General features: G+C 71.2%; 17 protein-coding genes. 6 read left to right on the top strand and 11 right to left on the bottom strand.

Annotation, left to right across the window (positions count from 1 at the left end; translation table 11 throughout):
• Positions 1-72: 72 nt before the first annotated feature.
• From ACFV0G_RS11195 to ACFV0G_RS11170, 6 genes are all read right to left on the bottom strand, one after another.
• A complete protein-coding gene (locus ACFV0G_RS11195; protein ID WP_380545203.1) occupies positions 73-1,878 on the bottom strand; it encodes a bifunctional metallophosphatase/5'-nucleotidase in 1,806 nt (601 codons plus the stop codon).
• A gap of 229 nt (positions 1,879-2,107) precedes the next feature.
• Positions 2,108-3,454: an ATP-binding protein gene (locus ACFV0G_RS11190; protein WP_380545201.1), complete on the bottom strand. Its 1,347-nt coding sequence runs from the start codon at positions 3,452-3,454 to the stop codon at positions 2,108-2,110.
• A gap of 16 nt (positions 3,455-3,470) precedes the next feature.
• Complete coding sequence (locus ACFV0G_RS11185; protein ID WP_380545199.1) at positions 3,471-5,039, bottom strand: SCO6880 family protein; 1,569 nt, start codon at positions 5,037-5,039, stop codon at positions 3,471-3,473.
• Positions 5,040-5,042: 3 nt separating this feature from the next.
• Positions 5,043-6,305: a hypothetical protein gene (locus ACFV0G_RS11180; RefSeq protein WP_380545197.1), complete on the bottom strand. Its 1,263-nt coding sequence runs from the start codon at positions 6,303-6,305 to the stop codon at positions 5,043-5,045.
• The gene (locus ACFV0G_RS11175; protein WP_380545195.1) at positions 6,295-7,104 is read right to left on the bottom strand and encodes a hypothetical protein; all 810 of its coding nucleotides are present in this window, start codon (positions 7,102-7,104) and stop codon (positions 6,295-6,297) included. The genes ACFV0G_RS11180 and ACFV0G_RS11175 overlap by 11 nt, the downstream gene beginning before the upstream one ends.
• A gap of 111 nt (positions 7,105-7,215) precedes the next feature.
• Positions 7,216-7,566 carry a hypothetical protein gene (locus ACFV0G_RS11170; protein ID WP_380545193.1) on the bottom strand — a complete coding sequence of 117 codons (351 nt, stop codon included), beginning with the start codon at positions 7,564-7,566 and terminating at the stop codon, positions 7,216-7,218.
• A gap of 248 nt (positions 7,567-7,814) precedes the next feature.
• Between ACFV0G_RS11170 and ACFV0G_RS11165 the strand changes: the two genes are divergently transcribed.
• Both ACFV0G_RS11165 and ACFV0G_RS11160 read left to right on the top strand, forming a co-directional pair.
• On the top strand, positions 7,815-8,864 hold the full coding sequence (locus ACFV0G_RS11165; protein ID WP_380545191.1) for an NlpC/P60 family protein: 1,050 nt from the start codon (positions 7,815-7,817) through the stop codon (positions 8,862-8,864).
• A gap of 157 nt (positions 8,865-9,021) precedes the next feature.
• On the top strand, positions 9,022-9,735 hold the full coding sequence (locus ACFV0G_RS11160; RefSeq protein WP_380545189.1) for a phosphatase PAP2 family protein: 714 nt from the start codon (positions 9,022-9,024) through the stop codon (positions 9,733-9,735).
• A 28-nt stretch (positions 9,736-9,763) separates the two neighbouring features.
• Here the strand turns inward: ACFV0G_RS11160 and ACFV0G_RS11155 are convergent, their stop codons facing one another.
• Complete coding sequence (locus ACFV0G_RS11155; protein WP_380545187.1) at positions 9,764-9,952, bottom strand: hypothetical protein; 189 nt, start codon at positions 9,950-9,952, stop codon at positions 9,764-9,766.
• Between the two features lie 157 nt (positions 9,953-10,109).
• Between ACFV0G_RS11155 and ACFV0G_RS11150 the strand changes: the two genes are divergently transcribed.
• Both ACFV0G_RS11150 and ACFV0G_RS11145 read left to right on the top strand, forming a co-directional pair.
• Positions 10,110-10,952 (top strand): hypothetical protein, encoded by an 843-nt coding sequence (locus tag ACFV0G_RS11150; protein ID WP_380545185.1) that lies wholly within the window; start codon positions 10,110-10,112, stop codon positions 10,950-10,952.
• Positions 10,953-11,096: 144 nt separating this feature from the next.
• Entirely contained in the window at positions 11,097-11,342 is a 246-nt protein-coding gene (locus ACFV0G_RS11145; protein WP_380545183.1) for a hypothetical protein, read from the top strand.
• Positions 11,343-11,349: 7 nt separating this feature from the next.
• Here the strand turns inward: ACFV0G_RS11145 and ACFV0G_RS11140 are convergent, their stop codons facing one another.
• Entirely contained in the window at positions 11,350-11,727 is a 378-nt protein-coding gene (locus ACFV0G_RS11140; protein ID WP_380545181.1) for a metal-sensitive transcriptional regulator, read from the bottom strand.
• 231 nt (positions 11,728-11,958) lie between these two features.
• Between ACFV0G_RS11140 and ACFV0G_RS11135 the strand changes: the two genes are divergently transcribed.
• Positions 11,959-12,579: a DUF47 domain-containing protein gene (locus ACFV0G_RS11135; RefSeq protein WP_380545179.1), complete on the top strand. Its 621-nt coding sequence runs from the start codon at positions 11,959-11,961 to the stop codon at positions 12,577-12,579.
• Between the two features lie 4 nt (positions 12,580-12,583).
• The gene (locus ACFV0G_RS11130; RefSeq protein WP_380545177.1) at positions 12,584-13,579 is read left to right on the top strand and encodes an anion permease; all 996 of its coding nucleotides are present in this window, start codon (positions 12,584-12,586) and stop codon (positions 13,577-13,579) included.
• A gap of 130 nt (positions 13,580-13,709) precedes the next feature.
• Here the strand turns inward: ACFV0G_RS11130 and pstB are convergent, their stop codons facing one another.
• Genes pstB through pstC form a run of 3 tightly spaced genes read right to left on the bottom strand, consistent with a single transcriptional unit; the run spans position 13,710 to position 16,458 of the window.
• Positions 13,710-14,486, bottom strand: a complete 777-nt coding sequence (gene pstB, locus ACFV0G_RS11125) for a phosphate ABC transporter ATP-binding protein PstB (RefSeq protein ID WP_380545175.1) — start codon at positions 14,484-14,486, stop codon at positions 13,710-13,712.
• 41 nt (positions 14,487-14,527) lie between these two features.
• Entirely contained in the window at positions 14,528-15,601 is a 1,074-nt protein-coding gene (gene pstA / locus ACFV0G_RS11120; RefSeq protein WP_380545173.1) for a phosphate ABC transporter permease PstA, read from the bottom strand.
• Entirely contained in the window at positions 15,598-16,458 is an 861-nt protein-coding gene (pstC, locus tag ACFV0G_RS11115) for a phosphate ABC transporter permease subunit PstC (protein WP_380545171.1), read from the bottom strand. Before pstC ends, pstA begins: the two co-directional genes overlap by 4 nt.
• Positions 16,459-16,614 lie beyond the last annotated feature (156 nt).

The following is a 16,614-nucleotide window of genomic DNA, read 5'->3' as shown; positions in this document are numbered from 1 at the left end:
GTGGCCCGCCAGATCATCATCGGGCGGGCACCGTGCTGGTGCCCGCCCCCGGCCGCCGGTGGTGCGGTGCGGTCAGTCCTGGTCGCTGCCGGAGCCGACCAGGGTGATGCGGTCCCGGGCCGGGACGGCGAGCGGGGCGCCGGCCTTGCTGTTGGCGCCCAGGTAGGCGGTGAAGAGGTCCAGGTCGGAGGCGCCGACCAGCTTGTCGGTGCCGGCGCTGAAGGCCGGGAAGCCGTCACCGCCGCCGGCCAGGAACTCGTTGGCGGCGACCCGGTAGGAGGCGGCCGGGTCGATCGCGGTCCCGTTCAGCTTCACCGAGGCGACCAGCACGCGGTCGGCGCCGCTCTTGGTCATGTCCAGCGTGTAGGTGAGACCCTTCGAGACCTGGAGGATCTTCGGTGCCGCATCGTTCAGGCCGCTGACCTGCTGCTGCAGCACCTGGATCAGCTGGGCGCCGGTCAGCGTCTTGACCTGCATCATGTTGGTGAACGGCTGGACGGTGAACGCCTCGCCGTAGGTCACCACGCCGTCGCCCTCGCTGCCGGAGGCCTTGTAGACCAGGTCGGCGCGGATGCCGCCGGGGTTCATGAAGGCGACCTGCGCACCGCCCTTGTCGGCCGGGGCCAGCCCGGCCAGCTGGGCGTCGGCGATGACGTCGCCGAGCGGCTTCTCGAGGTCGGTGGAGCCGCGGCCGTTGATGTCGGCGGCGATGTAGCCGACCGGGCGGTTGGCGATCGGCGCGGCGATGGTGTTGTAGTAGCCGATCAGCTTGGTCATGTCCGGCGCCTTGGGCAGGTCGCGGCGGACCACGTGGTTCGCGGCGGTGACCGAGGGGCGGACGATGGCGCCGGTGCGCTTGTCCAGCTTGAGGTCGATCTCGGTGTAGAGCCGGCCGAAGGAGGCGGCGCTGGTGACCGAGCGCGGCACGCCGTTCGGGTCCGGGATGGAGCACGCGTACGCGTTGTGGGTGTGGCCGGTGACGATGGCGCCGACGGCCGGGTCGATCTTCTTGGCGATGTCGACGATCGGGCCGGAGATGCCCGCGCCGGCGGCGCCGCAGTCGTAGTTGTAGACCGGGCTGGCCGGGTAGCCGCCCTCGTGGATCAGGGCCACGATCGAGTTGACGCCCTTGCGCTTGAGCTCCGCGGCGTACTTGTTGATCGTGGTGACCTCGTTGCCGAACTTGAGGCCCTTGACGCCCTCGGCGGTGACGATGTTCGGCGTGCCCTCCAGGGTGACGCCGATGAAGCCGACCTTCACGCCGTGCACGTTGGTGACCCAGTACGGATCGAGGATCGGCCTGCCGGTCTTCTCGCTGGTCACGTTGGCGGCCAGGTACGGGAAGTCGGCGCCCTTGAACTTCCGGCCTGCGGCGTAGCAGCCGTCGGTGGGGTGGCAGCCGCCGTTCTGCAGGCGGAGCAGCTCCTTGGAGCCCTCGTCGAACTCGTGGTTGCCGACGCTGGTGACGTCCAGGCCGAGCTTGTTCATCGCCTCGATGGTCGGCTCGTCGTGGAACAGGCCGGACAGCAGCGGGCTGGCGCCCACGATGTCGCCGGCGGCCACCGTGAGGGAGTTGCGGTGGCCCTCGCGGGCCTGGCGCAGTGCGGTGGCGAGGTACTCCACGCCGCCGGCCGGGGTGGAGACCGTCTGGCCGGTCGCCGGGTCGATCTCCTTGACCGTTCCGGAGGAGCCGGCCGGGGGCTCCAGGTTGCCGTGGAAGTCGTTGATGGCGAGGAGCTGGAGGTCCTCGGTCCTGGGCTGGTGGTGGCCGTGCGCCTGGGCGACACCCGGCACGAACAGCGTGCCGAGCAGTCCGACCGCCGCGGCGGCGGCCAGCGTCGCACGGCGGAACGTCCCGGTCTGACCGGATCTGGGCATGAGGGTACCCCTGCACCGTCGGGGCCCCGCCGATCCGGGGCCGTGGTGGCGTGACCGTTGCAGCCTAGGGTCAACGCGCGTAGCTGTCAGGGCATCTGACGTAACGAACAGATTGCCGGTTCTTGACCGGCCGTTGATCGGGACGCACCCCGGGGCGGCCGCGGGCAGGGCTCGGCGCGCTGGCGCGGCCGCCGGCCGCCGTCCGGTGCCCGGGCCGTCCGACCGGCCCTCAGATCCTGGGCTCGGCCGCCAGTTGCTGCTCGGCGCGCTGGCGCTCCGCCACCGCGTCCTCGGTCATCGCCCGGTCGGTGAAGACGAGCGGCCGCTCAGCCTCGGTGATGATGTGCTTCACCACCTGGACGTTGCCGTTGACGTCCCAGACGGCGATGCCCGGCGACAGGGTGGGGATGATCTCCACCGCCCACCGGGGCAGGCCGAGCACCCGTCCGGTGGCTCTCGCCTCCTCGGCCTTCTGCATGTAGATCGTCCGGGTGGAGGCCATCTTGAGGATCGCGGACGCCTCCTTGGCCGCCGCGCCGTCGACCACGTCCGAGAGGTGGTGGACGACCGCGACGAAGGAGAGGCCGAGCCGGCGGCCGAACTTCAGCAGGCGCTGGAACAGCTGTGCCACGAACGGGCTGTTGATGATGTGCCAGGCCTCTTCGACCAGGAAGATCCGCTTCACCCGGTCCGGCCGCAGCCAGGTGTGCTCCAGCCAGACGCCGACGATCGCCATCAGGATCGGCATCGCGATGGAGTTCCGGTCGATGTGCGAGAGGTCGAAGACGATCAGCGGCGCGTCCAGATCGATGCCGGCCGAGGTCGGGCCGTCGAACATGCCGCGCAGGTCGCCGTCGACCAGCCGGTCCAGGACCAGGGCCACGTCCAGGCCCCAGGACTGCACGTCCTGCACGCCCACCCCGAGCGACTCCACCGAGGAGAGGTCGGGGTTGCGCAGGGTGGTGATGATGTCGTCCAGCACCGGCTGGCGGTCCCTCACCGTGGCGTGCACATGGGCGTGTGCGGCCTTCAGGGCGAAGCCGGCCCGCTCCTCCAGGCCCCGCCCCATCGCCACCTCGATGATGGTGCGCAGCAGCGACAGCTGGCCGGTGGTGGTGATCGAGGGGTCGAGCGGGTTGAGCTTCACGCCGCCGTCGCGGGCCGCCATCGGGTCCAGCCGGATGGACTTTATGCCCAGTGCGTTGGCGATCAGGTTCCACTCGCCGACGCCGTCCTCGCCCTGCGCGTCCAGCACCACCACCTGCCGGTCGCGGAAGCGCAACTGGCGCAGCACATACGTCTTCTCCAGCGCGGACTTGCCGTTGCCGGACTCGCCGAGCACCAGCCAGTGCGGTGCGGGCAGCTGCTGGCCGTACAGCTGGAACGGGTCGTAGACGTAGCCCTTGCCGCTGTACACCTCGCGCCCGATGATCACGCCGGAGTCGCCGAGGCCGGGCGCCGCGGTCGGCAGGTAGACCGCCTGGGCCTGCCCGGTGGAGGTGCGGACGGGCAGCCGGGTGGTCTCCACCTTGCCGAACATCAGGCTGGTGAAGGCGTCGGTGAGGTTGCCGAGCATGGTGGTGCCCTTCTCGTCAGCGGCGGATGCCGGTCGCGAACGGCAGCGTGTTGACGAACGCCCGGTGGTGCTCGCGGTCGCACCACTCCAGCTTCAGGTAGCTCTTGCCGGCCGAGGCGCGGATGGTGCGCTTGTCCCGGGCCAGCGCCTCCGGGCTGCGGGAGGAGACCGTGATGTAGCCGACCAGGTTGACGCCGGCCGCGCCGGAGGCGAGGTCGTCGCCGCGCTGGTCGACCCGGCCGGTGTGGGCGAGGTCGCGCGGGTCGACGGTGCGGTTCATCTTGGCGGAGCGGTTGGCCTCCGCCTCGTCGTTGGTCTTCTCGGTGAGCATCCGCTCGATGGCGACGTCGGTGGGTTCGAGGTCCATGGTGACGGCCACCGTGCGGATCACGTCCGGGGTGTGGACCAGCAGCGGGGCCAGGAAGTTCACGCCGACCGGGGTCAGCGGCCACTCCTTGATCCAGGCGGTGGCGTGGCACCACGGCTCGCGGGTCGCGGACTCGCGGGTCTTGGCGGTCAGCATCTGCGGGTGGGTGGCGTCCAGTTCGGCCGGCCAGGCGTTGCGCCGGCTCATCGCCTGGATGTGGTCGATCGGGTGGTCCGGGTCGTACATGGAGTGCACCAGCGAGGCCAGCCGGGCCTGGCCGAGCGGCTGGCGGACCCGGATGTCCGCCTCGGCGAGCCGGGCGCAGATGTCGGTCAGCTCGCGGGCCATCACCGTCGCCAGGCCCTCGTCGTCGCGCTGGCGGCGGCCGTCGGCGGTGCGGCCCATCGCGTGCGCCTCGGCGGCCAGGTCGCGGGTGTAGTGCATGCAGGCGACCAGGTAGGCGCGGTGCTGCTCGGAGGAGGTGGAGACCATCGACTGGAGCTGGTCGTACGACTCCTGGAGCCAGCGCGGCGCCTCGTGGTCGCCGCGGCGCTCGACGTCCTTGGCGTGGGCGTCCGGGTCGGCGGGCAGGGTGCGGGCGAGCATCTGCAGCCGGGTCACGAAGCCGTCGCCGTTGGCGACGTGCTTGAGGAGCGTGCCGAAGCGGTCGACCAGGGTCTCCTGGTCCTCCGAGTCGCGCAGTCCGACGCCGGGGCCCTCGATCTCGATCGCGGCGGTGACGGTGCGGCGCTCCAGGTGCATCAGCACGCCGACCTCGTCCGGCCCGAACGGGGCGGACAGCCAGCGCAGCCGGCCGACGCCGGGCGGCGGGCCGACCTCCACCTCGCGGCCGTCCAGCCGGGTGCCCGCGTCCACCACGTCGGAGCGCCATGCCGCCCGGCCGCTGCGCACGGTGCGGCGGTAGGTGCGGTTGATCTCCACCCACTTGTAGAAGGTGCGGCGCCGGTACGGCACGTAGACGGCCATGATGGCGAGCAGCGGCAAGCCGACCAGGCCGGCGATCCGCAGCGGCAGGACCGGCATCAGCAGGCCCCACATCATGCCGAGGAAGGCGCCGAAGATGATCAGGATGATCTCGCCGGACTCCCGGTTGCGTCCGATCGGTGCGTTGGGCCGCGACTTGCCGATCAGGTAGGTGCGGCGCTGGTGCAGGTACGGCTGGCCGTACTGGGTGCCGAACTGCGGTTCGCTGCTCACCCGTCAGCCCCCCTTCGTCGGGTTGTTGGCGGGAGCCGGGGCGGCCTGGGGCTGCGGGACGGAGGTGCGCCCGGCGTGGGCGGCGATGCCGGGGGCGACCGAGCCGCCGCCGGCCCCGGAGGAGGCGTTGGCGGTCTGCGGGCCGCCGCGCGAGCCGTGCGCGGTGATGCCCTGCTTCACCAGGTTGGCCGGGCCGTTGATCATCGCCGAGCCGGCCGAGACGGCGCTGGCCCGGGCCCGGCGCATGGTCTGCAGCTCGTCGCCGAAGCCCGGCACGAAGCGGTAGACGGCGGCGCTGGAGAAGATCGACAGGAAGAGGATGGCGAGCCCGGAAAGCACCCGGGAGAAGTCGTCGCTCGCGCCCGCGCCGGTGGCGACCGCGCCGGCCAGCCCGAGGATGATCACCACGATCGGCTTGGCCAGGTCGACGGCGACCATCAGGCCGGCCCACCGGCGGACGTGCTTCCACAGCTGCTTGTCGACCAGTCCGGCGTACACCGCGGTGCCCAGCAGTGCGCCGACGTACAGCATGGCGGCGCGGATCAGCAGTTCGATCCAGAGCACGGCGGCGGCGAGCACCGCGACCAGCGAGACGATGACGAGGATCAGCGGGCCGCCGCCGAGGCTGCCCTTCTCCAGGGTGTCGGCGAAGCCGCCGAGGTAGGTGCCGGTGTCGGACTTCGTCCCGGCCGCGATGGCGGCGGTCAGCCCGTCGGTGGCGGAGACCACGGTGTAGAGGATCAGCGGGGTGAACGCCGAGGCCACCACGGTCAGCCAGAGGAAGCCGACCGCCTCGGAGAAGGCCTGCGCCAGCGGGGCGCCGCGGACCGCCCGCTTGGTGACGGCCAGCAGCCAGAGCACCAGGGTGATGACGGTGGATCCGGCGAACACCACGGCGTACTGCTGGAGGAAGGCGGCGTTGGTGAAGTCGACCTGGGTGGTGCCGTCGATGGCGCCGGAGAGCTTGCGGACCACCCAGGCCGCGGCCTGGGCGCAGCTCTTGGCCAGCGAGCCGAGCGGGTCGACCAGGGAGGAGCCCGTGCCGGGCAGGCCGCCGGTGGTGCCCGGTGGCGGGCAGAGCTGGTTCCCGCCGAGCCAGTCGGCGCCGCCCTGGCCGTTGCAGGTCGGGGAGGCGGTGGCGGCGGGGGTGGGGTCGGCGAAGACCCGGGAGGCGGTCAGCAGCGCCGCCACCTGAAGGGTCGCCAGGGCGCCGCCGAGCGTGCCGGCCCGGCGGACGAGGGGTCGCATCGAGCCGTCACCGGGCATAGCGAAAGCCTCCGAACTGCTGGACGGCGTCGGTGATCTCCTCCGCCGTTGCGGCCTGCTGGTCACCGGGGACGGGCGCCGGGCCGGACTTCCTCGCGAAGTCCGTGAGCTTCCAGTCGCTGCCCGTCCAGCGCATGGTGATCGTCAGGGTGTACCAGGTCTGGGAGACGGGCTGGGTGGAGGAGGCGCCGGCCAGGCCGGTCAGGCCGGTGCACCACACGTCGACCACGGTGGCGGTGTCGGCGCCGTTGGTGGTGCGGGTGCCGACCGGGATCGTCCGGCTGACGAGGGTGAGGCCCTTGGGCGGGCGGCCCTGGGCGTCCAGGCCGAAGCGGGCGGCGGTCTCGGTGCCGAAGGCGGCGTCCAGGCGCTGCTTGAGCCGGTCGGCGGCGGTGGGGTCGGCGACCGTGTCGACGACCGTGTGCCGGCCGTCGGCCCGGAACATGTCGGCGGAGCCGAGGGCGGTGGCGTAGTTGGCGGCCGCCGACTGGGCGCCCTGGTCGGTGTGCGGGAAGCCGGTGGCGATGCCGTTGGCGGTGGTGTCCACCGGTTTGGTGCCGGTGGGTGCGGTGGCGGCGCTGCTGGGCACGGCGCCGTCACCGGAGGAGGTGCCGCCGGCGGTCGGGCCGGGCTTGTCCCGGTTGGCGATCGACACGCCGAGCACCAGCAGGGTCACCACCACCAGGACGGCGAGCAGCGTCCGGAGGCGCCTCGGCTGACGTGCGGTCATCTGGTGGGAGGGCTGTTCGCCGACCGGCAGCCGCGTCCGGGTGTGCGGCTGGTCGTCGGACAACGGCACGGCGGCCCTCCTGGTACGGGGAGCCCGGCGGGCCCCGGTGACGCGAACACGACTGCGCCGGCAGCGCGGCGCGGGCCGCCCTGCCGGGATGACTATCCGACCGTACGATCGTCAGATCGCCATGCCGTAGACAATGGTGAACAGGGTTCCCAGCGATCCGATGATGAACACGCCGGTCAGTCCCGCGATGATCAGCCCCTTGCCCTGCTCGGCACTGAACGTGTCCCGCATCGCGGTGGCGCCGATCCGCTGCTTGGCGGCGCCCCAGACGGCGATCGCCAGGCAGGCCAGAATGGCCACGGCCATCACCACCTCGACCATCACCCGCGCCTCCGAACCGAGGCTGGCGAACGGCCCCCAGTCCGGGGCGATGCCGCCGATGATGGTGTCGATGTTGGCCTTCTTCGGTGGGTCCTCGGCCAGGTAGCCGACCACCCTGCTGTCCACGCTGCTCAGGTTCATTCCATCTCACCGCCCGATCAGGCAAATTCAAGGCCCCGAGCACGTCTGGGCGAAGGGGCAGGACCTATTCTTGGCCAGATCTGATGTCGACTTGGCTATATCTCGTGGATTGGTCGTGAGTCATGGGACACGTACGACAGGATGTCCACCGTACGAAGGATACCGCTCACTCTTCGTATCTGGGTTGATTGCGCTGAGCAACGTCTTCCGGGACAATCGCAACTGACGCCACGTCGGGGATGGTGCTGATGGTACTCCGCAGAGCGGGCACGGCGGCGGCCGCCGCCGCGGTTGTGACGATCGGATTCGCGGGCCTGGTCACCATGGGCACCTTGGCCGCCAGCGGCACCACGCCGGCCGCCGGCAACAATCTCGCACTCTCCAGCGGCACCGTGCCGGCGGCCTATCAGCCGCTCATCCAGAAATGGGGCACGCTCTGCCCGGAGATCTCGCCGCCGATGCTGGCGGCGCAGCTCTACCAGGAGAGCGGATTCGACCCCGGCGCCAGGAGTCCTGCCAAGGCGTACGGCATGGCGCAGTTCCTGGAGGCCACCTGGGCCACCTACGGCGTGGACGCCAACAACGACGGCCGGCGCGACATCTGGGACCCGGCCGACGCCATCGCCTCCGCGGCGAGCTACGACTGCGCGCTCGCCAAGGACGTCTCCACCGTCCCCGGCGACCGCCAGGCCAACATGCTGGCCGCCTACAACGCCGGCCCGTACGCGGTGATCAAGGCGGGCGGCGTGCCGGCCTACCGGGAGACCCAGGGCTACGTCCGCAACATCCAGGCGCTGTCGCGCAGCTTCACCGCGCCCGCCGCCAACACCGCCATCGCCGCCTCCCAGCAGGCCGCCGGCGCCATCTACTTCGCCCAGACGAAGATCGGCATCCCCTACGAGTGGGGTGGCGAGGGCCTTCCCTCGCAGGCCGGCCGGTTCGACTGCTCCGGCCTGACCCAGGCGGCGTTCAAGTCGGTCGGCATCACCCTGCCGCGGGTCGCCAACGACCAGTGGTACGCCGGCGAGCACCCGTCCCGCGACCAGCTCCGCCCGGGCGACCTGGTGTTCTTCGCCACCGACCTGGGCGACCCGCGCTCGATCCACCACGTCGGCATCTACGTCGGCGGCGGCTACATGATCGACGCCCCGCACACCGGCGCCGTGATCCGCTACGACACCATCAACCAGAAGGACTACATCGGCGCCACCCGGGTCACCAGCGACGGCGCGGGCGCCCTGCCCGTCCGCAACGGCGACGGCACCATCACCGGCAGCAGGGCGCCGGCCGCCGGCTGAGCCGCCGTCGGCCCGCGGGTGTGCGCGCGGGGTGGACGGTGAGTCAAGTTTCCATAACGCGCGATCTTCGTGGAACCCTGTGGCCTGCACATGGCGTTCTCGCTCCGTGGGCGGACCGGTCGCCCAGGTGTGTGCCGATCTGACAGGGAGGTGCGGCGTGTCGACGCTGCTCGCCGACACGGGCAACCCCGACCTGGGCCTGCTGCGCGCGGTCAACGGGCTGGCCGCGTCCGCACCGGGCTGGCTGGACTCGCTGGTCTCCTGGATCGGCGAGTACGGCATCCTGCTCGGCCTGGCCGCCCTCTGCCTCACCGCCTGGCTGCGGGCGCGCCGCCGGCCGGACGCCCCGGTCGCGGTGGCCGGCCTGCTCTGGGCGCCGCTCGCGGTGGCGATCGCCGAGCTGGCCAACCTGCCGATCTCCGCGATCGTCGACCGCCCCCGGCCGTTCGTCGACCACCCCGACCTGACCGTGCTGGTCGACGGCAAGGCCGGCACCCTCTCCTTCGTCAGCGACCACTCCACGATGTCGATGGGCATCGCGGTCGCGCTGTACCTGGTGAACCGTCGGCTCGGCCTGGCCGCCGGCGGGCTCGCCCTGCTCCAGGGCTTCTGCCGGATGTACATGGGCGTCCACTACCCGACCGACGTGATCGGCGGGTACGCGCTCGCCACCGCCGTGGTGCTGCTGCTGGCACCGATCGCGATGGCCGTCCTGGTGCCGCTGTGCCACGCGGTGACCCGCACCGCGGCCGCGCCGCTGGTCGTCGCCCCGCGGCGCACGGCGGCGGCCCGCGGCCGGCGGCGCGAGCGGTCCGCCGACCGGGAGGGCGCGGACCGGGACACCGCGCGGGACTCCGACCTGGCGGCCTGACCCGCCCCCGGCCCGGCCGGCCGGGCGGTCAGCTCTCCCGGCCGACCTCCGCGAGGTGGTCGGCGACGTCCCGGCGGGCCCGGTCGCGGGAGCGCCGGCCCGGCGCGTACCAGCCGCAACTGCACAGCGCGAAGCAGAAGGACCCGCGTTCCTCGAGCGTCACCCGGTGGACCGCGGTCGGGGACGAGCCGGTGCCGACCGGCAGCTCACTGTGCACACCTTCACGGTAGTCCGCGCCGACACCGGCGCGCGCCGCATTCCGCACGCCGGATGCCCGTAACCCACACGGCCTCAACTCGTTGGGCCGGAGAGGCCTCCGCCCACCCGGGGCGGCGGCTCGCCGGGCATCGGGGCCCGAGGGGGTTGTGTCGATCGTGAAGAAGCCGCAGTCCGTCCGCACCGCAGCCGCCGCAGCGGTGCTCACCGCCGCGCTCTCCGCCTGCTCGGGGGGCGGCGGACAGGCGCAGAACGCCTCGGCGGACCAGCTCTCCGCCGACCCGCTGACCGCCGTGCGGTCCGCGCCCGACATCACCGGGCGGACGGGTTCGGCGCACACCGCGACCCAGCTGACCACGGAGTCCGGGGACAAGAAGGCGGTGTTCAACGGCACCGGCGGCTACGACTACGTGAAGCGGATCGGCCGGCTGGAGATCGACGTGCCGCCCGGGGCGGCCACCACCGGGACGATCAAGGAGGTCGTCCTGCCCGGCACGGTCTACCTGCAGAACAGCGGCGCCAAGATCCCCGCGGGCAAGTGGGTCCGGCTGGACGTCCGGCAGCTGCCCGACGGCAACCTGGTCAGCAGCGGTGCGACCGACCCGGCGAGCGCCGCGGGCGCGCTGCGCGGCGCGCAGTCGGCGGACCTGGTCGGCTCGGAGACGGTCGACGGGGTGGAGCTCAAGCACTACAAGGGCACCCTGGACCTCGCCAAGGCCGCCGAGGCCACCGGCGGCCGCGGCGCGGACGGCCTGCGGATGGCCGCCCAGACCTTCACCCAGAAGCAGGTGCCCTACGAGGCCTGGCTGGACGCCCAGGGCAGGCTGCGCAAGGTGGTGGAGACCTTCGCCTTCGCCGGGGTGGCGGGCTCCAAGGAGGCCAAGGACCAGGTCAAGGTGGTCTCGACCACCTCACTGGTCGACTTCGGCAAGCCGGTGGACGCGGCCGAGCCGGCGGCCTCGGAGATCTACTCGATGAAGGCCTCGGCGCCCGCGAAGTAGCGGCCGCACCATCCGGGGCGGCCGCGGATAGTGCCTGCGGGGGCAGAGATGGCCCGTCCGTGCCATGGGGTGCGGCGCCGCCGCTCCCTACCCTGGAGGGTGGGGTTTCTGCCGCCCTGGGCGGGAGGCGGCGCTGGAGGGGTGGTGCAGAAGGTGGCGTCCTCGGACGGCCGCGCCGGCGGCCACGACAAGACCGCGCTCGACGAGATCGAGCTGGCCGGCGAGCTCATGATCGCCGCGTCGGCCAGCGCCGACGAGCGGCTGGCCAACGAACAGATCGACCGGGTGCTGCTGGACGGGGTGGCAGGGCCGGGCACCCCGGCCGAGGCCGCACCCGACCGCTGGCCCCGGCCGCACCCGACCGCTGGCCCGGCCGGGCCGCCCGGCTGAGCGGCGGTCAGGTGCGCAGCAGGCGGGCGATGGCGGCCGTCGCCTCGGCGACCTTGCCGTCGAGCTCGGCGCCGCCCTCCTCGGCGGCGGCGGCGACGCAGTGCCGCAGGTGCTCCTCCAGCAGCGACAGGGCGAAGGACTGCAGCGCCTTGGTGCCGGCCGAGACCTGGGTGAGGATGTCGATGCAGTAGACGTCCTCGTCGACCATCCGCTGGAGTCCGCGGATCTGGCCCTCGATCCGGCGCAGCCGCTTGAGGTGCTCGTTCTTCTGTGCGCTGTACCCGTGCGGGCCGTGGTGGTGGGCGCCCGCCTCCGCGGTGACGTCGTCGGTGTCCGGGACGGCCTCCGGCTCCGGGCCCTGGGTGCGCGTCTGAATCGTGGTCATCCGGACCTCCGCCGTCTCCCTGCTCGCCGTGCCTGGACCTCCAGTGTCCAACACCTCGGCCCTCCGGTCTGTTCCGCCGGCCGGGCGGGCACCGGATCTCCCCGTGCACGGCGGGAGCAATACCCGGGGTGATCCGCCAGACTGGGGGACCGCGTCAACACCCCGTTTGCACACCCGGGACGATCAGCGCCTAGAGTCGTTGGGTCCCTACCCCGCACATCGGAGATTTCGGTGCGTTTTAGCCTGACCCCGAAGGAGACGAGCTTCTACGACATGTTCGCCGCTGCGGCGGAGAACCTCGTCGTGGGATCGAAGCTCCTTCTGGAACTGCTGGGATCAGACGTGTCGGCCCGCGCGGAGATCGTCGAGCGCATGCGCGCCGCCGAGCACGCGGGCGACGACACCACCCACGCGATCTTCCACCAGCTGAACTCCTCCTTCATCACGCCCTTCGACCGCGAGGACATCTACACCCTCGCCGGTTCGCTGGACGACATCATGGACTTCATGGAGGAGGCCGTCGACCTGGTCGTCCTCTACGACATCGAGACCCTCCCGAAGGGCGTGGAGCAGCAGATCGAGGTCCTGGCCCGGGCCGCGGAACTGACCGCGGAGGCGATGCCCAACCTGCGGTCGATGCAGAACCTCACCGAGTACTGGATCGAGATCAACCGGCTGGAGAACCAGGCCGACCAGATCCACCGCAAGCTGCTGGCCCACCTCTTCTCCGGCCAGTACGACGCGATCGAGGTGCTGAAGCTGAAGCAGGTCGTCGACGTCCTGGAGGAGGCCGCCGACGCGTTCGAGCACGTCGCCAACACGGTGGAGACCATCGCGGTCAAGGAGTCCTGACCGCGTGGACACGGCAGCACTGATCGCCACCGTCGGTGTGGCGTTCTTCTTCACGTACACCAATGGCTTCCACGACTCCGCGAACGCCATCGCGACCTCGGTCTCGACCCGGGCGCTGACGCCCCGGGCCGCGCTGGCGATGGCGGCGGTGATGAACCTGGCCGGCGCCTTCCTGGGCTCCGGGGTGGCGAAGACCGTCTCCAGCGGGATCATCGAGACCCCGAGCGGCAGCCAGGGCATGGCGATCCTGTTCGCGGCGCTGGTCGGCGCGATCACCTGGAACCTGGTCACCTGGTACTTCGGCCTCCCGTCGTCCTCCTCGCACGCGCTGTTCGGCGGCATGGTGGGCGCGGCGCTGGCCGGCGGCACCGAGGTGATCTGGAGCGGTGTGGTCGACAAGATCATCATCCCGATGATCCTGTCGCCGGTGGTCGGCCTGATCGGCGGTTTCCTGGTGATGCTGGGGATCCTCTGGATCTTCCGGCGGGCCAACCCGCACCGCGCCAAGCGCAACTTCCGGGTCGCGCAGACCGCCTCCGCGGCCGCCATGGCCCTGGCGCACGGTCTGCAGGACGCCCAGAAGACGATGGGTGTGGTCGTCCTGGCGCTCACCATCTCCGGCCACCAGTCCGGCAACGACATCCCGATCTGGGTGAAGATCTCCTGCGCGACGATGCTCTCGCTGGGCACCTACGCGGGCGGCTGGCGCATCATGCGCACCCTCGGCCGCAAGATCATCGAGCTGGACCCGCCGCAGGGCTTCGCCGCCGAGGCGACCGCCTCCGCGGTCATGTACATCACCTCGTTCGTCTACGCGGCGCCGATCTCCACCACCCACGTGATCACCTCGGCGATCATGGGCGTCGGTGCGACCAAGCGGGTCCGCGCGGTCCGCTGGGGCGTGGCCAAGAACATCGTGATGGGCTGGTTCATCACCATGCCGGCCGCCGCGCTGGTCGCCGCGGCGATGTACGGGATCATCGATCTCCTCCTCCTCTGACGGCCGCCGCCACGGCCGCCAAACGGAGCAGGGCCCGCCCCCACATCACGGGGGCGGGCCCTTCGCTTCGCGGCGGCACCGCCATGCAGCACCGCGAAGCAGCAGGTGGGGCTCCGGAGAGCCGGTCCGATCAGCCGAAGCGGCCGGAGATGTAGTCCTCGGTGGCCTGGACGGACGGGTTGGAGAAGATCCGCTGGGTGTCGTCCAGCTCGATCAGCTTGCCCGGCTGGCCGACGCCCGCCAGGTTGAAGAAGGCGGTGCGGTCGGAGACGCGGGCCGCCTGCTGCATGTTGTGCGTCACGATCACGATCGTGTACTGGGACTTCAGCTCGCCGATCAGGTCCTCGATGGCGAGGGTGGAGATCGGGTCGAGCGCCGAGCAGGGCTCGTCCATCAGCAGGACCTGGGGCTCGACCGCGATGGCGCGGGCGATGCACAGGCGCTGCTGCTGGCCGCCGGAGAGGCCGGCACCGGGCTTGTTGAGCCGGTCCTTGACCTCGTTCCAGAGGTTGGCGCCCTTGAGGGACTTCTCCACCACGCCGTCCAGGACGGACTTCTTGCGGACGCCGGCGAGCTTGAGGCCGGCCACCACGTTGTCGTAGATCGACATGGTGGGGAAGGGGTTCGGCCGCTGGAACACCATGCCGACGGAGCGGCGGACGGCGACCGGGTCGATGTTGGAGGCGTACAGGTTCTCGTCGTCCAGCAGCACCTTGCCCTCGACGCGGGCGCCGGGGATGACCTCGTGCATGCGGTTGAGGGTGCGCAGGAAGGTGGACTTGCCGCAGCCGGAGGGGCCGATGAAGGCCGTCACGGAGCGGGGCTCGATGGTCATCGAGATGTCCTCGATGGCGCGGGTGGAGCCGTAGTAGGCGGACAGTCCGCTGACGTCGATGCGCTTGGCCATGATCTTTCGTCTCTTCTCGTCTTCTCGTACGTCAGTCGGGGTCAGCGTCCGCCCTTGGGCGCACGCCAGCGGGCGACGCCCCGGGCGATGAGGTTGAGCCCCATCACGAAGGCGATCAGCACCAGCGCGGCACCCCAGGCACGGGCATAGCCGAAGTCGTTGTTGACCATCGAGTACTGCTGCCAGATGTAGAGCGGCAGCGACTGCTGCGGTCCGTTGAACGGGTCGCTGTTGATGGCGTCGGCGCCGAAGACCAGCATCATCACGGGCGCGGTCTCGCCGGTGATACGGGCCACCGCCAGCATGATGCCGGTGGTGATGCCGCCGATCGCGGTCGGCAGGACGACCCGCAGGACGGTCTTCCACTTGGGCACACCGAGGGCGTACGAGGCCTCCCGCAGCTCGTTCGGAACGAGCTTGAGCATCTCCTCGGTCGAGCGGACGACGACCGGCATCATCAGGATGGCCAGCGCCAGGCTGCCGGAGAAGCCCGAGTACTCGAACCCGAGCATGATGTTCCACAGCGAGAGGATGAACAGGCCGGCGACGATCGACGGGACACCCGTCATGACGTCGACGAAGAAGGTCACCCAGCGGGCGAGCCGGCCGCGGCCGTACTCCACCAGGTAGACCGCGGTCAGCAGGCCGATCGGCGCGGCGATCAGGGTGGCCAGCAGGACCTGCTCCAGGGTGCCGATCAGGGCGTGGTAGATGCCGCCGCCGGGCCCGGAGGAGATCACGTTCTTCATGGAGTGGGTCAGGAAGTTGCCGTCCAGCACCTTCAGACCCTGCTGCACCGTGTAGATGGTCAGTGCGGCGAGCGGGACGACGGCCAGGATGAAGGCGACCCAGACCACCGAGGTGGCGAGCCGGTCCTTGGCCTGGCGGCGGCCCTCGATCGAGGCGGAGAGCGCGAAGCTCAGCGCCACGAACAGCACGGCGGCGATCAGGCCCCACTGGATGTGGCTCTTCAGGCCCGCGCCCGCGCCGATCGCGCAGCCGAGGCCGATCGAGAGGAGGGCGACACCGGCGGGCGCCCACTTGGGCAGCCGGGCGGTGGTGAGGCGGCGGCTCAGCTGGGGAGCCGCAGCGGCGGTGGTGGTCACGGTGCTCATGCGCCGGCTCCCGAGTACTCCTTGCGGCGGGCGATGATCAGTCGGGCCGCACCGTTGACCAGCAGGGTGATCACGAACAGGACCAGGCCGGAGGCCATCAGGGCGTCCCGGCCGAAGGGCTGGGCCTCGTTGAACTTCAGCGCGATGTTCTGCGCGAAGGTGCCGCCGCCCGGGTCCAGGATGTGCAGCGACAGGACGCTGTTGGCGGAGAGCACGATGGCCACCGCGATGGTCTCGCCGAGCGCGCGGCCGAGGCCGAGCATCGAGGCCGAGATGATGCCGGGGCGGCCGAAGGGCAGCACCGCGGTGCGGATCATCTCCCAGCGGGTCGCGCCGAGCGCGAGCGCCGCCTCCTCGTGCATCCGCGGCACCTGCCGGAACACCTCGCGGCTGACCGCGGTGATGATCGGCAGGACCATGATCGCGAGCAGGATGCCGACGGTGAACAGGTTGCGCGGGGTCACACCGGGCTGGGTCTGGTCGAACAGGAACGTCCAGCCGAGGTACTGGTCCATCCACGCGGTCAGGCCGTTCATGTGCGGGACGAGGAAGAGCACGCCCCACAGGCCGTAGACGATGCTGGGCACGGCGGCCAGCAGGTCCACCAGGTAGGCGAACGGCTGGGCGATCCGGCGCGGAGCGTAGTGCGAGATGAACAGCGCGATGCCCACGGCGACCGGCACCGCGATCGCCATGGCGATCAGGGCGCTGACGATGGTGCCGAAGGCGAGGACGGCGATGCCGAAGACCGGCTTGGGGGCGTCCGGGTTCCACTCGAAGGTGGTGAAGAAGTTGCCCTCGTTCTTGGAGAGCGCGAGGCCCGAGCGGTAGGCGAGGAAGCCTGCGATGGCGGCCATGATGACCAGCAGCAGGATGCCGGACCCTCGGGTGAGGTTGAAGAAGATGCTGTCTCCGAGCCGGCTGTCACGCCGGGCTCGGCCGGGCCGGGCTAGTGGGGGGTCGTGGGGGGTGGTTGGGATTTTGGTGTTCTAGGGGGTGAGGGTGGGGCGCCC

Source organism: Kitasatospora sp. NPDC059571, from assembly GCF_042735675.1.
GTDB lineage: Bacteria > Actinomycetota > Actinomycetes > Streptomycetales > Streptomycetaceae > Kitasatospora.
The sequence above is the reverse complement of the archived record's forward strand: the minus strand, read 5'-3'. Positions and strand labels throughout refer to the sequence as shown.